Raw genomic sequence first — 18,105 nt, 5'->3', positions numbered from 1 at the left:
TATCCACTTTCGGGCGAATTGACTATGCTTGAGCGCGGTTTCTTCGCAGTAAGCTAACGCCTAGCAGTATTATGGCCATGCACCAGGTAGGAGTTGAGCCATAACGGGTATACCAAGTTGTACCCGTAACGTGAGGTACATTTGCGGTGGCCACGGCTACTTCGAACTGCGCGATACGCTGCATGATATAGCCTTGGTGATCAATAATAGCAGTGATCCCGTTATTAGTTGAACGCAACATAGGCCGGCCAAATTCCATAGCGCGCATACGAGCAATTTCTAAATGCTGGTGGGGGCCATGAGAATTCCCAAACCACGAATCATTGCTAACGGTGAGCAAAATGTCGGTGCCAGCGGTAACTTGATCTTTTATATAATGACTATACACCACCTCATAACAAATATTAGCCGCAATTTCCCTGCCGTTGGCGGTTAAGTTTTGTTGTGTAGGCTCGCCCCGACTAAAAGACGACATGGGCAAATTAAATAATGGCGCCAGTGGGCGTAGAATAGACTCGAAAGGTACAAATTCGCCAATAGGCAACAGTTTGTTTTTGCGGTAACGATTGGGGTTTTGCCATTCATAGGGCGTTTGTTGGTCGCCAAACACGGCAATCGTATTAAAAAACTGCTTGGTGTCTGGGTTGTAGTCAATAATGCCGCTTAACACCACAGCCTCGGTTGCATTTAAGCGCTGAGCAAATTGACCTAAAGTTGATTGCGCTAAAGGCTCAATAAAAGTAATGGCCGACTCTGGCCATATAATTAAATCAAAGTCTTCATACAGTGGTTCACTTAAATTTTTGTAGGTAAGAAAATTTGGCTCTTGTTGTTCGCTATCCCATTTAAGCTCTTGTTGAATGTTGCCTTGAATTAAAGCCACTCGTGAGCTAGTGCCAACAAATTCCATTGGGTTTAGCTGGGGGCTAAGCATGGCCACCGCATAAAGCAAAACCGGTACGGCAAACCATTCAAGGCGTTTAGTTAAGGCTACATAAGCAAAGCTTATAGCGGCAAGTAGAACCACAAAACTAATACCAGTTTCGCCAATGTGGGGTGCTAATGCACCAAATTGTGTTGCCGTTTGGGTATAGCCTAAATTAAGCCAAGGAAAGCCTGTCATTACCCAGCCGCGTAAAAACTCGGTTACTAACCAAATGAAGGGAAAGGTAAAAAGGGCATAACGGTTGGTTTTTTTACGCAGCTTTAACCAAAGCCAACCGGCCAGCGCTGGGTAAAGTGCTAAGTAAGCGAATAGCGCTAGCATAATGGCTAAGGTAGCTGGTAATGGCAGCCCGCCAAAACGGTCAACGCTAACAAATACCCAGCTAATACCCGTGCCAAACCAGCCTAAGCCAAATATAAAGCCAGTTAAGGCGGCTTGCTTCGGGGTTTGGCAACGCACTAGCAATAACAGCCAACTTGCTAGCAGCAGAGCGGCTAACCAACCTTGTTCAAAGGGGGCATAAGCAAACAGCATAAGTGCGCCAAGTACAAAGGATAACCCATAGCGCACTTTTGGTTTTTGTAAGTTTGGTACAATGGCTATATTACTCAGCGGCATGTTGTAGCTTGCTCACCTTAGACACTTGCAGCTGTTGAATACGGCGGCGATCTGCAGCGGTTACTTTAAACTGATACTGGCCAATTTCAACGGACTCGCCAATTTCAGGTAAATGGCCAAAGGCTTGGGCCACAATACCGCCAACAGTGTCGTGCTCTTCATCAGGAAAACTAGAATTAAAAAAGTCATTGAAGTCGTCAATTGGGGTTAATGCTTTCACCGAGTAGCGCGACGCACTCACACGGCGAATATTTGCGCGGCTGTCTTCATCGTCGGTTTCGTCTTCAATTTCACCAACAATTTCTTCAAGTACGTCTTCAATGGTTACTAAACCAGACACACCACCGTATTCGTCGACTACAATGGCCATGTGGTAACGCTTCGATTGGAATTCTTTAAGCAATACGTCTACCCGCTTGCTTTCAGGAATAATGACAGCAGGGCGCATAACACATTCGATGGAGAACGGTTCTTCCGACATGCCAAAACCGTAGGGAATTAAGTCTTTAGCCAGTAAAATACCTTCAATATGGTCTTTGTTTTCACTCACAACAGGGTAGCGAGAATGCTGCGTGTCGATAACAATGGGCAGAAACTCCTGCGGAGACTGGCTTTTATCAATGGTAATCATTTGTGAGCGCGGTACCATAATGTCGCGAACTTTCAGCTCGGCAACGTCGAGCACGCCTTCGAGCATTTCTTTGGTACCAGTATCTATTACATCACGGTTTTCAGCGTCTTGGATCATATCCACTATATCTTCGCGGCAACTTGGCTCGGCGGCGAAGGTTTGTAATAGTCGACTAGCCCAAGACTTTTTCGTAGCTTGTCCAGACGGAGGGTGGTCATCGCTCATGACGAGATTATATTCCTTTGTTAAATAAGTGCCCATACTCATTCGTCGAAGTATGGGTTGGGTATATCAAATTGCTGAAGAATGTTTTTTTCAACAGTTTCCATTTCTTCTGCTTCTTCATCCGTTATATGGTCATAACCAAATAAATGCAAGGTGCCATGTATAACCATGTGCGCCCAATGGTGTAGCTCTGGCTTATTTTGTTGTAGTGCTTCTGAGGCTACAACAGGGGCACAAATTACTAAATCGCCCAGTAGCGGTATATCAAGTGGAACCTCGGCGTTCATCTCGAACGATAGCACATTAGTGGGGCTGTTTTTCTGCCGATAGGCAAAATTAAGACTTTGGCTTTCCTCTGTGTCTACTAAACGAATGGTAAGCTCTGCCTGCGCCATGTTTTCCAAGGCCAGAACAGCCTCAACCCAGGCGCGAAAATTCTGCATGGTGGGAATGTTTTGGTGCTCTGTTGCTAGCTGTAAGTCAATGTGTGCTTTCATTAGGTGTTCCCGCGCTTTGCTCTTTCTTTCTCTTATCAAAGGCCTCGTAGGCCTGCACCACGCGCTGTACCACTGGGTGGCGAACGACGTCGGCGGCATTAAAAAAGGTAAAGCTAATGTCTTCTACTTCATGCAGAATTTCTATGGCTTGGCGCAAACCTGAACGCTGCCCACGTGGCAAGTCGACCTGGGTAATGTCGCCGGTAATGACCGCCTTTGAATTAAAGCCAATGCGGGTGAGGAACATTTTCATTTGTTCAGGGGTGGTGTTTTGACTTTCGTCTAAAATAATAAAGGCATCGTTTAAGGTTCGGCCGCGCATATAAGCTAGGGGCGCTATTTCAATAACGTTGCTTTCTATCAGTCGCTCTACTTTTTCGAACCCAAGCATTTCAAACAGAGCGTCGTATAAAGGGCGTAAATACGGGTCAACTTTTTGAGCTAAGTCGCCAGGCAGGAAGCCTAATTTTTCACCCGCTTCAACGGCAGGGCGGGTTAATAAAATACGTCTTACTTCTTGGCGCTCTAGGGCGTCTACCGCTGCGGCTACAGCTAGGTAAGTTTTACCGGTTCCCGCTGGGCCAACACCAAAGCTGATGTCGTGGGCTAAAATGGCTCGTACATAGTTTTGTTGGTTAGGGTTACGGGGTTTAACTAAGCCACGCTTGGTTTTTATGGTGGTGTGTTTGTCGTCGCTGAAACTATATGCTTGTTCTAACGCCTTACTTTCTTGAATTGCCATGTGTACCTGGTCGGGCTCAATATCGTGAGCGCGCCCTTTAACAGGTGCAGTTTCAATATATAAGTCGCGTAGAATTTGACTCGCCGCAAGGCGACCCGCAGCAGGCCCAATAATCTGGAACTGATTACCGCGGTAGTTGATTTCAACGCCTAAGCGACGTTCTAAATGCTTAATGTTATCGTCGAAAGGGCCACATAAGCTCGCGAGTCGTTTGTTGTCTGAAGGCTCTAAAAATAGTTCAAAGGTATCGAGTTGACTACTCAATCAATGTCTCCGCTACTATGGAATAAATTGTACAACACCACTAGGGTCGGTTACTTCGGCCTGGCGTTGCAAAATAGACTGTGGTGACATGCTTACGCGTAAACCCATATCGGCTTCTTCGCGAATGAGCGTTCCTCGCAAGGAGTTCGGCCGAGCTTCGGTAATCCGTATATCAACAAATTTGCCGATCATGTCGGGGCGGCCTTCAAAGTTCACCACGCGGTTGTTTTCCGTACGGCCTGCCAGCTCCATTGGGTTCTTCTTCGAGGGGCCAATGACTAATATACGTTGTTCAGTGTTAAGCATTTGGCGAGCATGGCGCTGGGCTTGTTGGTTAATACGGTCTTGTAAAATTTGCAGCCGTTGTTTCTTAACATCGTCGCTCACATCGTCGGGTAAATCGGCGGCAGGAGTGCCTGGACGTGCGCTATAAATAAAGCTGAAGCTCATGTCGAAGTCAATGTCTTGAATAAGATCCATGGTTTTTTGGAAGTCGTCGTCGGTTTCTCCAGGAAAGCCAATTATAAAGTCAGACGACATGGCAATATTTGGCCGTACTTTTCTTAATTTGCGAATTTGTGATTTGTATTCTAAAGCCATATGGCCGCGCTTCATCAGCGCTAAAATACGGTCTGAACCACTTTGTACCGGTAAATGCAAATGGTTGACCAATTCTGGAATAGTTGCATAAGCAGCAATAATATCGTCGGTAAACTCAACTGGGTGCGAAGTGGTATAACGAATACGGTCGATACCGTCGATGGCTGCAACAAGGTGTAATAATTCAGCAAAGCTACACTCAGTACCGTCGTGGTAGTCGCCACGGTAAGCATTCACGTTTTGGCCGAGCAAGTTTACTTCGCGCACGCCTTGGTCGGATAACTGTGCAATTTCATAAAGCACGTCGTCGACCGGGCGGCTAACTTCTTCACCGCGGGTATAGGGTACAACACAGAAAGTACAGTACTTACTGCAGCCTTCCATAATGGAGACAAAAGCACTAGGGCCATCGGCCACAGGATCAGGTAGGCGGTCAAACTTCTCAATTTCTGGAAATGAAATATCAATCACTGAACCTTCGCCCGACGCCAGCTGTGCCAACATAGAAGGCAGACGGTGCAGGGTTTGCGGGCCAAAAACCAAATCAACAAAAGGAGCGCGAGCACGAATAGCAGCCCCTTCTTGCGACGCTACACAACCACCCACCCCAATGACTAAACCGGGTTTGTTTTGCTTAAGATGTTTCCAGCGGCCTAGCTGGTGAAACACTTTCTCCTGTGCTCTTTCACGAATCGAGCAGGTATTAAGCAGCAATAAGTCAGCATCTTCCGCTTCAGCGGTTGGCTCGTAGCCTAGCTGGGCGTGTAATAGGTCAGCCATTTTGCTCGAGTCGTACTCGTTCATTTGGCAGCCCCATGTTTTGATATAGACTTTCTTAACCATGCTGTTCTCTTTGCCTTACTAGCTAACGTTCAAAAGGGCGCTCATTTTACCTTGTAACGGGCCTTGATGCCACCGTTAGGGAAATGTAGTTACGATTCCGTTGGAATACGTACCTTTTGTTTTTTAAGCGCGAAATACCCTGCTGTAATAATAATAGCTACACCAAGAACCATGTGGCCGGTAATGGCTTCACCCCAAATGAAATAACCAAGTAAAGCGGCAAATATAACCGAACTATAGGTAAATACCCCTACCTGTGAAGGTGGGGCAATACTAAAGGCCCGGGTCATGGCTAATTGGCCAATAACCGCAAGCAGGCCAATGCCAGCAATAGCAAGCCAAGTAGTGCTGGGAATGGGTTGCCACCGAATAAGCATGGGCAAGGCAGATAGAATAGAAGCGAAAAATGAAAAGTAAAATACAATTTTGCTTGGCGACTCTGTAGTGGAAAGTTTACGGATCATGGTTTTGGTCCAAGCGGCAAATATTGCAGCCACGAAAGCGACAAGAATCATGGGGTGAATGTCTTGGCCAAAAGGGTTTAGAAAAATAAATGCGCCAACAAAGCCTAAGCCAATGGTAGTTATAAGGCGTGGGGTAATTAGTTCTTTCAACCAGAAATGGCTAATGACCGGTATTATAAATGGAGCGAGCAGTAGTACTAATGTGGCTTGGGCTAATGGAATGGTGGCAATAACCAAAAAAAATAAATACATGGCGGCTATGCCAATAACAGCACGCAGAATATGTAAGCCAAATTGCTCGGTGCGAAAAGCCGTAGCGCGCTTACGGTAAAGCCAAGGCAGAAGTACTAAAAAAGCGAATAAGTTACGAAAAAACACTAAGTGTTCGTAAGGCAAAGTAGCTGAAGTATGTTTCACTAATGCGCTAACACCAGCGAAGCACATTTCCGCAAGCAGCACTAAGGCAGAAGCAAAAACAATGGGCGATATGTTGAACATAAACTCGTCGTAGTGGAAACTTTGTCGGCGTGAAGCTTATCATGCCCCAGGGCTTGCGGCATACTGTTAGCTACAGGGCAGAACAAACGATAGGGTTAACACAAGTTATGGGCTCAGAACAAAACATTCAAACATCGGCGTTGGTAGTTGGTGGCGGCATGGTCGGGGCGGCGCTGGCAATTGGTTTGGCCCGTCAAGGTAAACAAGTAACAGTGCTCGATTCTCACTTTGTGCGTCATTGGTGTGCTGAAAGTGAATACGACTTACGCATTTCTGCGGTAACCAACGACAACATTGAATTATTAGAACAACTAGGTGTGTGGCAACAGCTGCGGCAATTGCGAGTGTTTCCCTTTAACGAATTGGCCGTCAGCGACAGCCCCAGCCGTTGGTTAAAGTTAGGCGAGCTAGAAGCAGCAAAGCCGCTTGGCTACATGATAGAAAATAAAGTGCTACAGCATGCTTTATGGCTAGTGCTAGAACAACACAAAAACATTCGGTTAATAGAATCGTCTTTAGCGCAATTGTCGGTTACCAATAAACAAGCTACTACAAGCCATGGCGACACCATTGAGTACGATTTAGTGTTTGGTTGCGACGGTGGGCAGTCGCTGGTGCGTGCTGCTAGTGGTATTGGTGTGGCTGGGCGCGACTATGGCCAGCGCTGCTTGTTAAGTATTGTACAAACCAGTAAACAGGTACCCATGCGCACTTGGGAATTGTTTCAAGGCAATGAAATACATGCCCTATTACCCCTGGCGAATAACTACGCCTGTTGCATTGTGTATGGCAATACTCGGCAAGTTAGCCAGTGGCAACAAAACCCTGAAATATTAGCTGCGGTGCTTCAAACGCGTTTTGCTGAGCATATTGGTAACTTTAGCGTGCTAAAGTCTGGTAGTTTTCCACTGGTTCGGCAAAGCGCTTTAATTTATGTGCAAAGCCCAACGGTGTTATTAGGCGACGCAGCCCATACCATTCACCCTATGGCTGGCCAAGGTGTGAACCTAGGTTTTCGTGATGTGAAAGCTTTATTAAAGGCGGTAGCGAAGCATAGTTTGAACGACGAGCATGGGCTTGCGCCAGCATTAAAGCAGTACGAACGGTTACGGCGGCTAGACAACGAACTTATGGCCCATGCCATGGACGTTATAGACTGGGGTTTCAAACAAGACACCCAGCCAGCACCTAGTTTACGAGCGCTGCTGCTAACGGGCTTACAAGCTTTTGCCCCAGCACGAAGTGCCATGACAGCCTATGCCAGTGGGGTGTGGAAAGTATAGCTACAGCAGGGTAGGGGCGAACTTTATAATTACTTCAAAGCCGTCTGTTTGGCCTGTGGCCGGAGAGTTTAAAACCATGGACGCGTTAATGCCCTGCACAATAGCGCCGACAATAGCTAAACCAAGCCCCGCACCCTGCACCTGCCAGTTCGACCGCACAAAACGCTTATGTAACTGTTGTAACGTTGCGGCAGCAACAATAGGGCCTGCGTTCACCACCCGTAATACTCCCTCAGCGCTTAAGTACACACTAATTGGCGCTAGCGAGTCGCTGTGCTTGTGGGCATTATCAATTAGGTTACGAATTAAAATTGCAAAGGCGTCTTGATCGATGGTTGACATAAATACAGCATTGGCTGGCAGCTGCAGGTTTATTTTTATTGGTGAACTAGGGTGCTGCATGCTTGTAACAATAAAGCGTAATAATGCCATTAAGTCATGGGGTGTAGCAGCAAGCAAGCTACCACCTTCAGCTTTCGCCAGCTGCATTAATTGTTCTGATATGTGGGCTAAGTGGCGTAACGACATGGCTATTTTTTGCGCCTGGGCCTTACTTTTTTCTGTAATTAAACTTTGTTGTAAACGTTGGGTTTGGGCTAAAACCGTTGCAATAGGTGTGCGCAATTCGTGAGCGCTGTTGGCAGTAAAAGAGCGCTCTGCCTCTAGCGCTTGCTGTAGCCGCAGTAATAAACGGTTAACCGACTCGCCAATAATAACCACTTCTGCAGGCAACCCCTGAAGATTTACAGGTGTCAAATCATGGCTGTTACGCTGTTCTATTTCATTATGATAATGGCGGAGGTGGCGTAAACTGAAACGAATAAATAGCCAGCTGCAAATAAAGGCCAAAAAAATAAATATAAGTAAAGGCCATAGCAACATCAGTGCAATACTTCGGATTGCTTCTAGGCGTTGCGATAATGGCTCGGCTACCTCAATATGAACGGTGCCTTGTAGCGCGAATGCGCCATAAAACCTGTGGGTGCTAGATGAACTAAAGCCACTTATTAAAGTGTTATTAAACATGTTGGGAGCTGCCGTGTGCGACTGTAACAATACTTCACCGGCCTTGTTACGAACCAGGTAAATCAGCCGCTCTTCATGCTGATTGAATGACACTATATGTTGGGCAACACTGGGAGTATCGCGATTTATTATTTCAACCACTGCTAAAGGTAACAAACGCTGTGCCGTTTCAGCTAAGGCGCTGTCTAGCAACTGGTTTAGCCGATGCTGAGCAATACTCACCGTGCCGAGTGTGGCCATGCACCATAACAAGGCTAAACCGGCCGTTAAGCCAACAACTAACGTTTTTTGTAAGCTACGGTGTTTGGTTGTCATGTTTTTAACCGATACCCCAAACCGCGAACGGTTTCGATACATTCAGCGCCTAAACCAAGCTTCTTTCGTAAGCGGCTTATATACACTTCAATGGTATTACTTTCTATTTCTGCACCGAAGGCATACAAGTGGTTTTCTAGCTGCGCTTTTGACAGCACCGTGTTAGGCCGATGCATTAAGGCTTCGAATAAACTCCACTCTCGAGCCGACAAGTTTATGGCAGTACCATTATTCATAATAAGGTGTTTGCTTAAATCAATGGTTAGGGGGCCAAGTTGTAGCTGTGGGTTAGGGTTGCCCGTGTAGCGCCTTGTTACAGCGGCAATTCGGGCTGTTAGCTCGGTTAAATCGAAGGGTTTTACCAGATAGTCGTCAGCGCCGGCATTTAAGCCTTTTATGCGGTCTGAAATTTGGTCTTTTGCCGTTAGTATAATAACGGGCGTAACAACACCTTTACGACGCAGTTTATGCAACAAATCGACACCGTTGCCATCGGGCAGCATTATATCGAGTAAAATTAAATCATAAATAGTGCTGCGTAGGCACGAGTCGGCGTAAGCAATGGTTTGCCCCCAATCAACCGCATGGGCTTCATCGGTTAACTGATCACGAATAACCTCACCTAGGCCTTGAGTGTCTTCTATAAGCAAAATCCGCATTTTGCTTCCTTGTTGTTAATTACCAATAAACCTTACTAAATGCCCCGATTAAAAACTACCACAGCTTTCAGCTTCATGTTAGGAACGCTCGGTACCATGCATAGTGAACTAACCCGAGGAGAACACAAATGAAACATATTTACTTAATGGTATTCATTGTAGCTTGCTTACTAAGTGGTACCGCGCTGGCAGATGTAGATTGCACAGATCCAGTGTCTGACTGGCAACCAAAAGAAAAGCTTCACGAAATGATGTCGGCCATAGGCTGGAATGTAACACGCATTAAAATTGATGACGGTTGTTACGAAGTAAAAGCGATTGATCGTAAAGGCCACCGAGTAGAAGCAACTTTTGCTCCGGCAACGCTTACTTTACTTGAGCTTGAAGTTAAGTTTGTTGGTACCGGTGATACGTCGGACTATATACAACTTCCAAGCCAAGCAGAGCTGCAGCCAAGCGAGCCGACAGTAATTAACCAAGGGGAGCCAGGCCGATGAAAAAGATAACGCGGCTGTTTTACCTGCTGGGCTTTTTTTTCATGCCCATGTTGGTTTCGGTAACAGCCTTAGCAAGTAACGTACAAATGACGGTTCAGTTGCAAAACTACGGTGGCGACGGGGCTTACTTAGCTTTTTACCTTACTGATGAAAAGGGAGCTTATACAGACACTTTGTGGATAGCAGGTACTAAACCAAAGTATTACAAGCATTTACCGGGCTGGGCTAGGGGCAGTGGGCGGCGTGCAAGCGAATACGATGGTTTAACCGGGGCCAGCGTATCAGCGGGTGACACTTTTACGGTTACGGTACATATTGACGACGCCTTTATAAACGCTGGGTTTCAAATTCGTGTCGATGCGTCGGTGGAAGATATGCGCGACATAAGCAATGAAGTAGTGGTGCCTTTAACAACCAGTGGAGCAGGCTTGAATCACACTGGCCGCCATTACGTTAGAAACTTCAAGTACTCGTTATAAGTAGTTAGGAGGCGCCATTATGTTACGTCAACTCCATTCGCTATTAGGAATTTCAGCAGGGTTGTTGCTGGGGTTGCTGGTGTTAACAGCTGTGGCGGTATCTATTTACCCTACCTTAGAACGCTTTAACACTACGGTAATGGGAACGTCGCATATTTCGGTAGCAGAATTAGCTAGCAAAGCGATTAAACACCAGCCCGGCGTTGAAGAGCTTCAGCGTACGCCAGCGGGTGCGGTGGTTATTTATTATTCTGATAAGAACAACATGGGAACAGCAATTATTGACCCAATAACTGGTGTTGCGATTGCCAAGCCCACTAGTAGCCCGATAAAAAGTTGGCTGAAGAAGTTTCATCGCTCGTACTTATTAGACACCCCAGGTCGAATAGCCACGGCTGTTGGTGCGTTGGTGATGCTACTGCTTGGGCTAACGGGCCTTTATTTATTAGCTAATAGAGCTGGCGGCTGGCGTTATATTTGCCATAAACCGCAAGGTAACTGGCAACAGCGACTACACATACAAACAGCACTTATAGCTGTGCTTGGGTTAACAATATCGGCAACAACCGGCCTGTATATGTCGGCTGACACCTTTTCCTTATTACCTCCTATGAATAGTCCCGACCCTATGCCACCTAGTTTCTTAAGTACAGGTGTAAGCGCCGATGTTGGTACTTTGCCAGCGTTGAAAAACATTCCTTTAGCAGATTTACGAGAGCTGGTTTTTCCACATTCATTTATGGAAAACCAAGTGTATTACATACGAACTAACCATGGGGCTGGCATTATTGCCGCAGACACTGGCGCCATGCTGGTGTTTGAGCCTTACAACCTATGGCAACAAAGTTTTGAATTAATTTACCAGCTACATACAGGTGAAGGGTTGTGGTGGTTTGCTTTATTGCTAGGGGCAAGCGCCTTAGCAATGCCACTGTTGTTTTGTACGGGGATAATTATTTGGTGGCAGCGCCGACGCGGGCGAGTGCGTATCAGAGCAAATATAACTAGCCAATTAGCCGATACAATTATTTTGGTTGGCAGTGAAAACAATAACACCTGGGGTTTTGCTAATCATTTGCATAAAGCATTAACTAAAGTGGGCTATCAGGTACATACAGCAGCAATGAATAGTTTAGTGAATTACCCCAAGGCTAAACGGCTTTTTATACTGGCGGCTACCTATGGCAATGGAGAGCCACCCAGCTCGGCTAAACTGTTTTTAAACCGATTAGAAAAGCTAACTGTAAAGGCACCAATTCCCTATGCGGTACTTGGTTTTGGCGACCGACAATTTCCTCAATACTGTGCTTATGCAAAATCAGCAGCGGTGGCTTTACAGCATAAGGGCTGGCCAGAGTTGCTACCACCAGTGTTTATCGATCGCCAATCGAGCCAACACTTTAGCCAGTGGGGGCAAGCTATTAGCAAGCCGTTAGGTAGAGAAATAAGCCTGGACTACACGCCGAAGTTGCCTAAATCGATAGCATTACAGCTGGTGTCTCGCACTGACTATGGTGCTGAAGTGGGAGCGCCAACGGCAGTTTTGGTTTTTAAACCAGCTACAAAATTAAAAAATTATCAGGCCGGCGATTTATTCGCGGTAGTAGCGCCAGGTACCACAGTGCCACGTTACTATTCGTTAGTGTCGTCTCGCTCCGAAGGCACCGTAGAAATTTGTGTGCGCAAGCACCCAGCTGGTGTTTGCTCGGAATACTTACATAATTTAAAACGAGGTGACAGCGTGCACGGCTTCTTACAAGCCAATACAAAGTTTCGTTTACCGGCCAATAAAGCGCCGGTTATACTCGTTGGCGCAGGAACCGGTATCGGACCATTATTGGGCTTTATTCGTAGCAACGGCCGGCGCCGGCCGCTTTATTTATATTGGGGCGGGCGCGATCCTAAGTCAGACTTTCTTTATGAAAAAGAACTGAAGCAGCATGTAAATAGCGGCGGGCTTACTCAACTTAATGCTATTTTTTCTAGGGTGGAGCAAGGTCGGGGTTATGTTCAAAACAAACTCTTGAACGACCAAGCACAAGTAACCAGCCTTATTCAAGCAGGTGCCTATGTTTTAGTGTGTGGGGGCCGAAATATAGCCGCCGACGTAGTAAGCACGTTAAACCAAATGCTTGCACCAATAGGTATGAATGTAACGAGCCTAAAAGCAGAAGAGCGTTATCGGGAAGATATCTACTAGAAAGCAAAAAAGTCGCCTTGGCGACTTTTTCTAATGTACTGCAGTATATACGTTCTTTCTAAGTTGGTGCGGACGGAGAGACTTGAACTCTCACGCCGTGAAGCACTGGAACCTAAATCCAGCGTGTCTACCAATTCCACCACGTCCGCAAAACTTAGAAAAGTGGCTGGGGTACCAGGATTTGAACCTAGGAATGGCGGGATCAAAACCCGCTGCCTTACCGCTTGGCTATACCCCAACTGTATTACTTGCAGCTGTGGCAACTTCTAGCATTTTACACTTTAAAACTAAAGTGGCTGGGGTACCAGGATTTGAACCTAGGAATGGCGGGATCAAAACCCGCTGCCTTACCGCTTGGCTATACCCCAACTGCTTTAAAGTTGGTGCGGACGGAGAGACTTGAACTCTCACGCCGTGAGGCACTGGAACCTAAATCCAGCGTGTCTACCAATTCCACCACGTCCGCATGAAAAAATACTGGTGGCTATGGCGGGACTCGAACCTGCGACCCCATCATTATGAGTGATGTGCTCTAACCAGCTGAGCTACATAGCCTTCAATATTCATTTCTTTGTACACCTGAGTGTGCGGCGCACATTATGCGAATCCGCAGGCGCCTCGTCAACCTCTTTTAGTGAAAAAAGTGCATTTAGCAGTTCAACTGCTCAAAAAAGCGCACCTTTGTTTAAAAGACGAACGAAATTACCAGGGCAACACGTCGCCATTACTATGCCAGAAGGTTCCGCTGTTAGTTAACGTTAGTTCTTCAATTCGTTGGCGTAAACGTTTTGCTGCTTCGTCGGCAGAAATGTCGCCTGCATTATTCACCATATCGGTTTGCACAAAACCAGGGTGCAGCAGGGCAACGGCTATTTGTTTTGGCTTTAAATCGCAGGCTAAAGAAACTCCTGCCGCATTTAAAGCGGCTTTCGACATGCGGTAACCGTAGTACCCACCACTGCCATTGTCGGCTAATGAGCCCATACGGCTGGTAATAAGGGCAAGCTTACTACCCGCGGTCAGGTGCTTAAGTAAGCCTAAGGTAAGCTGCAGAGGCGCTAAAGCGTTTACTTCAAATTGCTTGGCAATGTCGGCTGCTGGCGCATCGTTAATATTATCGCGATAAAGAATACCCGCATTTTGCACCAAAATATCGAGCGTGGTATTGCCTAGCGACTGGCTAATTAAAGTAGCAGCATTGGGGTCGGTTACGTCAATGCCTTCAATTACAGTAACCTTGCTTAAGGCACGTAGTTCAGCTGAAGCGGCACGACACACCGCAAATACTTGATAGCCAGCGGCAGCATATTGGCTGGTAAAAGCCAAACCTATACCTCGGTTGGCTCCGGTAATAAGAACCTGTTTAGTCATTGATATAAACTCCTAACCTTGACTTTGAGTGAGATTGCTAGGGTTAAGCAGTTGCTCAAGCTCTGCCCGCGACAAATCCGTTTCTTCCGCTGCAACGTCTATTACTGAACGTTGCTGTTGGTATGCTTTTTTGGCAATAGCAGCGGCAGCGTTATAACCAATAACCGGGTTAAGTGCCGTTACTAAAATAGGGTTGCGGGCAAGATCTTCAGCCAATTTGTCGGTATTAACCGTTAAAGGGCTAATGCACTGGTCGGCAAGTGCGTAGGCACTGGTGGTCATTAACTCAATACTCTGTAATAAGTTGTAGGCTATTAACGGTAGCATCACGTTTAATTGGAAATTACCCGACTGGCCAGCAATATTAATAGTGGTTTGGTTGCCTAATACTTGGGCACTGGCCATACACACGGCTTCAGGTACAACAGGGTTTACCTTACCCGGCATAATACTTGAGCCTGGTTGTAACGTAGGTAGGGTAATTTCACCTAGGCCAGACAATGGGCCACTGTTCATCCAGCGTAAATCGTTACTAATTTTCATCATAACAGTAGCAAGCGAACTTAATGAGCCCGCGGTTGCTACGGCTATATCTTGCCCAGCGATACCGCTAAAAAGGTTTTTAGCCGCGGTAAAGGGCTGCTCGGTAAAGGCACTCATGCGTTTACTGAATTGCTCAGCGAAATCAGGGTGGCAGTTAATGCCGGTGCCAATAGCTGTACCACCCTGAGGCAAAGCACGTAATTGCGGCAATAGGGCCTCTAAACGCTCTACAGCAAGCTCAACTTGGTTAGACCAAGTGCGAAGCTCTTGCCCTAGCGTAAGCGGCATAGCGTCCATTAAGTGAGTACGCCCGGTTTTAACCACGCTGTCTAATTCCGAGGCTTTTGTTTCAATTACGGCAATTAAGTGCTCAAGCGCAGGTAATAGTTTACGAGTAATTCGGCGGGCTGCACTCAATTGAATAGCTGTAGGAATAACGTCGTTACTGCTTTGGCCAAGGTTCACGTCGTCATTCGGGTGAATATCAATATTGCCATGCCGGCTAGCTAAGGTTGCTAGCACTTCGTTTACGTTCATATTGGTGCTGGTGCCAGAGCCGGTTTGAAACACGTCAACGGGGAACTGTGCCTGCCATCGGCCTTCAAATACTTCTAGTGCGGCTTGCATAATAGCTTCGGCTTTATTCTTTGGTAGCACGCCAAGAGCGGCGTTAGTTTCTGCCGCACAGTACTTAATAAGGGCCACTGCGCGTACAAAAGCGAAGGGTAGCTTTACGTCGCTTATATTAAAGTTATCAATAGCACGTTGTGTTTGTGCGCCATACAAAGCATCGGCGGGAACCTTTACTTCGCCTAGACTGTCTTTTTCAATTCTAAATTCGGTCATAATGTTTTCCTTAGCCAACGAACCATAAGTGTATGGTGATGATGATCGCGACACAATTCAATTACTTTAGAAACAAAAATGCCGGCATAAGCCGGCATTTTTAGGAAGTGTAAATTTACACATTAAAACGGAAATGAATTACGTCGCCGTCTTTGACTATGTAGTCTTTACCTTCTAAGCGCCATTTACCAGCGTCTTTGGCACCTTGTTCACCGTTATTGTTGATGAAGTCTTCATAAGCTATCACTTCAGCGCGAATAAATCCTTTTTCAAAGTCGGTGTGAATAACCCCTGCCGCTTGTGGCGCAGTAGAGTTCTGCCTAATAGTCCAGGCACGTACTTCTTTTACCCCTGCAGTAAAGTAAGTATGTAAGTTTAGCAATTGGTAACCGGCTCGAATGACACGGTTTAAACCAGGCTCGTTTAAGCCCATAGAAGTAATGAACTCTTCCTTCTCATCGTCTTCAAGCTCGGCTATTTCAGACTCAATCGCCGCACAAACAGGAACCACAATAGCGTTTTCTTTAGCTGCAATGGCCATAACTTTATCAATATAAGGATTGTTCTCAAAACCGTCTTCAGCCACGTTGCAAATATACATGGTGGGTTTTAAGGTAAGCAAGTTGTATGACCGAATGGCTTTTTTCTCGTCTGCATCTAGCTCTATGGAGCGCGCCATATCGCCTTCCGCTAGTGCCGGTAATAGCTTTTCTAGCACGGTCATTTCGGTTTTCGCTTGCTTGTCGCCACCTTTGGCTTTTTTGCTTAAGCGGTAAATAGCCTTTTCAACAGAGTCGAGGTCTGCTAAAGCTAATTCGGTATTAATAATTTCAATGTCGTCTTGCGGGTTCACTTTACCTGCAACGTGAACAATGTTCTCGTCGTCGAAACAACGTACCACATGGCCAATGGCGTCGGTTTCACGAATATTGGCTAGGAACTGGTTTCCTAAGCCTTCACCCTTCGATGCGCCTTTTACCAAGCCTGCTATGTCTACAAATTCCATTGTTGTTGGCAGTACTCGTTGTGGCTGCACAATTTTAGCTAAGGCCGTAAGGCGCTCGTCGGGAACCGGTACCACGCCGGTATTAGGCTCAATGGTACAAAAGGGGAAGTTTGCGGCTTCAATACCCGCTTTGGTTAATGCATTGAACAAGGTTGATTTGCCAACGTTGGGTAAACCAACAATTCCACACTTAAAACCCATGAGAGTACCTTTAATTAGAAAGACAGTGCATTAACGCACTGAATGTAAATACTGTTTGGCGTCTAACCAGCCGGTTGCTAGCGCTATGTCTACGGCACGAACAGCGTCATCGATAATACTTATAATAGCTTCCCGTTCGCTTTGTGGTGGTCTGCCAAGTACATGCGGCGTCACTTGATCGCTATGGCCAGGGTGTCCAATACCAATACGCAAGCGGTGGAAGTTACTGTTATTACCAAAGCAGCGAATAATGTCTTTTAAGCCATTATGGCCACCATGGCCGCCACCTTGTTTAAAACGGGCAATACCTGGTGCTAAATCTAGCTCGTCGTGAACCACCAAAACCTGTTCGGGAGCAACTTTAAAAAAATTAGCTAACGGCGCCACTGCCTGACCACTTCGATTCATAAAGGTCATGGGCATAAGTAGGCGGGTGTCGGAGTAGGGGGTGGGCAAACGACCGGTTATGCCAAAATATTTGGGTTCGCTTGTTAATGGGGTCGAAAAATGGCGCGCTAACTCGTTAATGAACCAAAACCCGGCATTGTGCCGGGTTTGTTCATATTCTGAGCCAGGATTACCAAGCCCCACAATTAAGCGAATGTCTGCAGACATTCTCAGTTACTCGCTTATTCTGCGTTATCTTCGTCGCTGTCGTCAGCAGGTTCTGCATCAGCAGCCGCGTCTTCGGCTTCTTCTTCCTCTGTCTTCTGAGCTGCAATTGCAACAATCAGTAGGTTATGGTCTTCACCACGGCCTAATTCAACAGAAGTTACACCTTCAGGTAGCTTAATGTCGGCTAAGTGAACAGTGTCGCCTACTTCAAAACCTTCTAAGTCAATTTCAACTGACTCTGGTAAGTCTTTCGGTAAGCAAGAAATTTCAATGTCAGTTTCATGACGAATAACTACACCGCCTTCTTTCTGAATGTGCTCTTCGTTTAGCAAGTGCACAGGAATACGGGTAGTAAACTCTTCTTTCGCGCTTACACGTTGAAAGTCTAAGTGAACTAACTTTGGCTTAAATGGGTGGCGTTGCATGTCTTTCAAAATAGTTTGAATTTCTTCACCGCCAACATTTAAAGTAAGAATGCTGCTGTAAAAACCTTCGTGGTCTGCTGCGTTGTTTACTTTGTCATGAATTAAAGTAAGAGATACAGGGGCTACATCGCCGCCGTATAAAATAGCTGGAACTTTTCCTTCGTGACGCAGGCGGCGGCTCGCACCTTTACCTAGGTCAGTACGGATCTCAGCTTTAAAGCTGTAATTAGGTGTGCTCATTGGCATATCTCCAAAAATGATGAAGTTACTTTCCGCGACCAGAAAGTAACGAGAGCCCTCTTATTTAAGGG

At 46.3% G+C, this 18,105-nt stretch carries 17 protein-coding genes and 5 tRNA genes; 4 read left to right on the top strand and 18 right to left on the bottom strand.

The features are described 5' to 3' along the window. Positions 1-22: 22 nt before the first annotated feature. The 6 genes from lnt to M1L23_RS09950 all read right to left on the bottom strand — a co-directional run bounded on the left by lnt (position 23) and on the right by M1L23_RS09950 (position 6,328). Positions 23-1,564 (bottom strand): apolipoprotein N-acyltransferase, encoded by a 1,542-nt coding sequence (gene lnt, locus M1L23_RS09975; protein WP_252627221.1) that lies wholly within the window; start codon positions 1,562-1,564, stop codon positions 23-25. Further along, on the bottom strand, positions 1,551-2,420 hold the full coding sequence (locus M1L23_RS09970) for an HlyC/CorC family transporter (protein ID WP_252627220.1): 870 nt from the start codon (positions 2,418-2,420) through the stop codon (positions 1,551-1,553). The genes lnt and M1L23_RS09970 overlap by 14 nt, the downstream gene beginning before the upstream one ends. Positions 2,421-2,458: 38 nt before the next feature. Next, a complete protein-coding gene (ybeY, locus tag M1L23_RS09965; RefSeq protein ID WP_252627219.1) occupies positions 2,459-2,917 on the bottom strand; it encodes an rRNA maturation RNase YbeY in 459 nt (152 codons plus the stop codon). After that, complete coding sequence (locus tag M1L23_RS09960) at positions 2,901-3,923, bottom strand: PhoH family protein (RefSeq protein ID WP_252627218.1); 1,023 nt, start codon at positions 3,921-3,923, stop codon at positions 2,901-2,903. The genes ybeY and M1L23_RS09960 overlap by 17 nt, the downstream gene beginning before the upstream one ends. A gap of 15 nt (positions 3,924-3,938) precedes the next feature. After that, a complete protein-coding gene (miaB, locus tag M1L23_RS09955; protein ID WP_252627217.1) occupies positions 3,939-5,366 on the bottom strand; it encodes a tRNA (N6-isopentenyl adenosine(37)-C2)-methylthiotransferase MiaB in 1,428 nt (475 codons plus the stop codon). 89 nt (positions 5,367-5,455) lie between these two features. Beyond that, a complete protein-coding gene (locus M1L23_RS09950) occupies positions 5,456-6,328 on the bottom strand; it encodes a DMT family transporter (protein ID WP_252627216.1) in 873 nt (290 codons plus the stop codon). A gap of 107 nt (positions 6,329-6,435) precedes the next feature. Here M1L23_RS09950 and M1L23_RS09945 point away from each other — a divergent pair, with 107 nt between their 5' ends. After that, entirely contained in the window at positions 6,436-7,611 is a 1,176-nt protein-coding gene (locus tag M1L23_RS09945; RefSeq protein ID WP_252627215.1) for an FAD-dependent monooxygenase, read from the top strand. Here the strand turns inward: M1L23_RS09945 and M1L23_RS09940 are convergent, their stop codons facing one another. Both M1L23_RS09940 and M1L23_RS09935 read right to left on the bottom strand, forming a co-directional pair. Continuing rightward, on the bottom strand, positions 7,612-8,952 hold the full coding sequence (locus tag M1L23_RS09940) for a sensor histidine kinase (RefSeq protein WP_252627214.1): 1,341 nt from the start codon (positions 8,950-8,952) through the stop codon (positions 7,612-7,614). Further along, positions 8,949-9,611, bottom strand: a complete 663-nt coding sequence (locus M1L23_RS09935) for a response regulator transcription factor (RefSeq protein WP_252627213.1) — start codon at positions 9,609-9,611, stop codon at positions 8,949-8,951. The genes M1L23_RS09940 and M1L23_RS09935 overlap by 4 nt, the downstream gene beginning before the upstream one ends. 128 nt (positions 9,612-9,739) lie before the next feature. Between M1L23_RS09935 and M1L23_RS09930 the strand changes: the two genes are divergently transcribed. The 3 genes from M1L23_RS09930 to M1L23_RS09920 are packed head-to-tail and all read left to right on the top strand — an operon-like array spanning position 9,740 to position 12,787. After that, positions 9,740-10,108, top strand: a complete 369-nt coding sequence (locus M1L23_RS09930; protein ID WP_252627212.1) for a PepSY domain-containing protein — start codon at positions 9,740-9,742, stop codon at positions 10,106-10,108. Further along, complete coding sequence (locus M1L23_RS09925; RefSeq protein ID WP_252627211.1) at positions 10,105-10,587, top strand: DUF2271 domain-containing protein; 483 nt, start codon at positions 10,105-10,107, stop codon at positions 10,585-10,587. The genes M1L23_RS09930 and M1L23_RS09925 overlap by 4 nt, the downstream gene beginning before the upstream one ends. 19 nt (positions 10,588-10,606) lie before the next feature. Next, positions 10,607-12,787 carry a PepSY domain-containing protein gene (locus M1L23_RS09920; RefSeq protein WP_252627210.1) on the top strand — a complete coding sequence of 727 codons (2,181 nt, stop codon included), beginning with the start codon at positions 10,607-10,609 and terminating at the stop codon, positions 12,785-12,787. A 64-nt stretch (positions 12,788-12,851) separates the two neighbouring features. Here the strand turns inward: M1L23_RS09920 and M1L23_RS09915 are convergent. The 10 genes from M1L23_RS09915 to M1L23_RS09870 form a co-directional block, all read right to left on the bottom strand. Beyond that, a tRNA-Leu gene (locus tag M1L23_RS09915) sits at positions 12,852-12,936 on the bottom strand. A 14-nt stretch (positions 12,937-12,950) separates the two neighbouring features. Further along, a tRNA-Gln gene (locus M1L23_RS09910) sits at positions 12,951-13,025 on the bottom strand. A 55-nt stretch (positions 13,026-13,080) separates the two neighbouring features. Then, positions 13,081-13,155 (bottom strand) — tRNA-Gln (locus tag M1L23_RS09905). Positions 13,156-13,168: 13 nt separating this feature from the next. After that, positions 13,169-13,253: transfer RNA gene (locus M1L23_RS09900), tRNA-Leu, on the bottom strand. A 12-nt stretch (positions 13,254-13,265) separates the two neighbouring features. Next, positions 13,266-13,342: transfer RNA gene (locus M1L23_RS09895), tRNA-Met, on the bottom strand. Positions 13,343-13,489: 147 nt separating this feature from the next. Next, positions 13,490-14,158: an SDR family oxidoreductase gene (locus tag M1L23_RS09890; RefSeq protein ID WP_252627209.1), complete on the bottom strand. Its 669-nt coding sequence runs from the start codon at positions 14,156-14,158 to the stop codon at positions 13,490-13,492. Between the two features lie 12 nt (positions 14,159-14,170). Next, positions 14,171-15,547: a class II fumarate hydratase gene (locus M1L23_RS09885; RefSeq protein WP_252627208.1), complete on the bottom strand. Its 1,377-nt coding sequence runs from the start codon at positions 15,545-15,547 to the stop codon at positions 14,171-14,173. Between the two features lie 115 nt (positions 15,548-15,662). Beyond that, the gene (ychF, locus tag M1L23_RS09880; RefSeq protein WP_252627207.1) at positions 15,663-16,754 is read right to left on the bottom strand and encodes a redox-regulated ATPase YchF; all 1,092 of its coding nucleotides are present in this window, start codon (positions 16,752-16,754) and stop codon (positions 15,663-15,665) included. A 30-nt stretch (positions 16,755-16,784) separates the two neighbouring features. Then, positions 16,785-17,369, bottom strand: a complete 585-nt coding sequence (gene pth, locus M1L23_RS09875; protein ID WP_252627206.1) for an aminoacyl-tRNA hydrolase — start codon at positions 17,367-17,369, stop codon at positions 16,785-16,787. 14 nt (positions 17,370-17,383) lie between these two features. Next, positions 17,384-18,034: a 50S ribosomal protein L25/general stress protein Ctc gene (locus M1L23_RS09870; protein WP_252627205.1), complete on the bottom strand. Its 651-nt coding sequence runs from the start codon at positions 18,032-18,034 to the stop codon at positions 17,384-17,386. Positions 18,035-18,105 lie beyond the last annotated feature (71 nt).

The organism is Aliidiomarina quisquiliarum, from assembly GCF_023922585.1.
GTDB lineage: Bacteria > Pseudomonadota > Gammaproteobacteria > Enterobacterales > Alteromonadaceae > Aliidiomarina > Aliidiomarina quisquiliarum.
The sequence above is the reverse complement of the archived record's forward strand: the minus strand, read 5'-3'. Positions and strand labels throughout refer to the sequence as shown.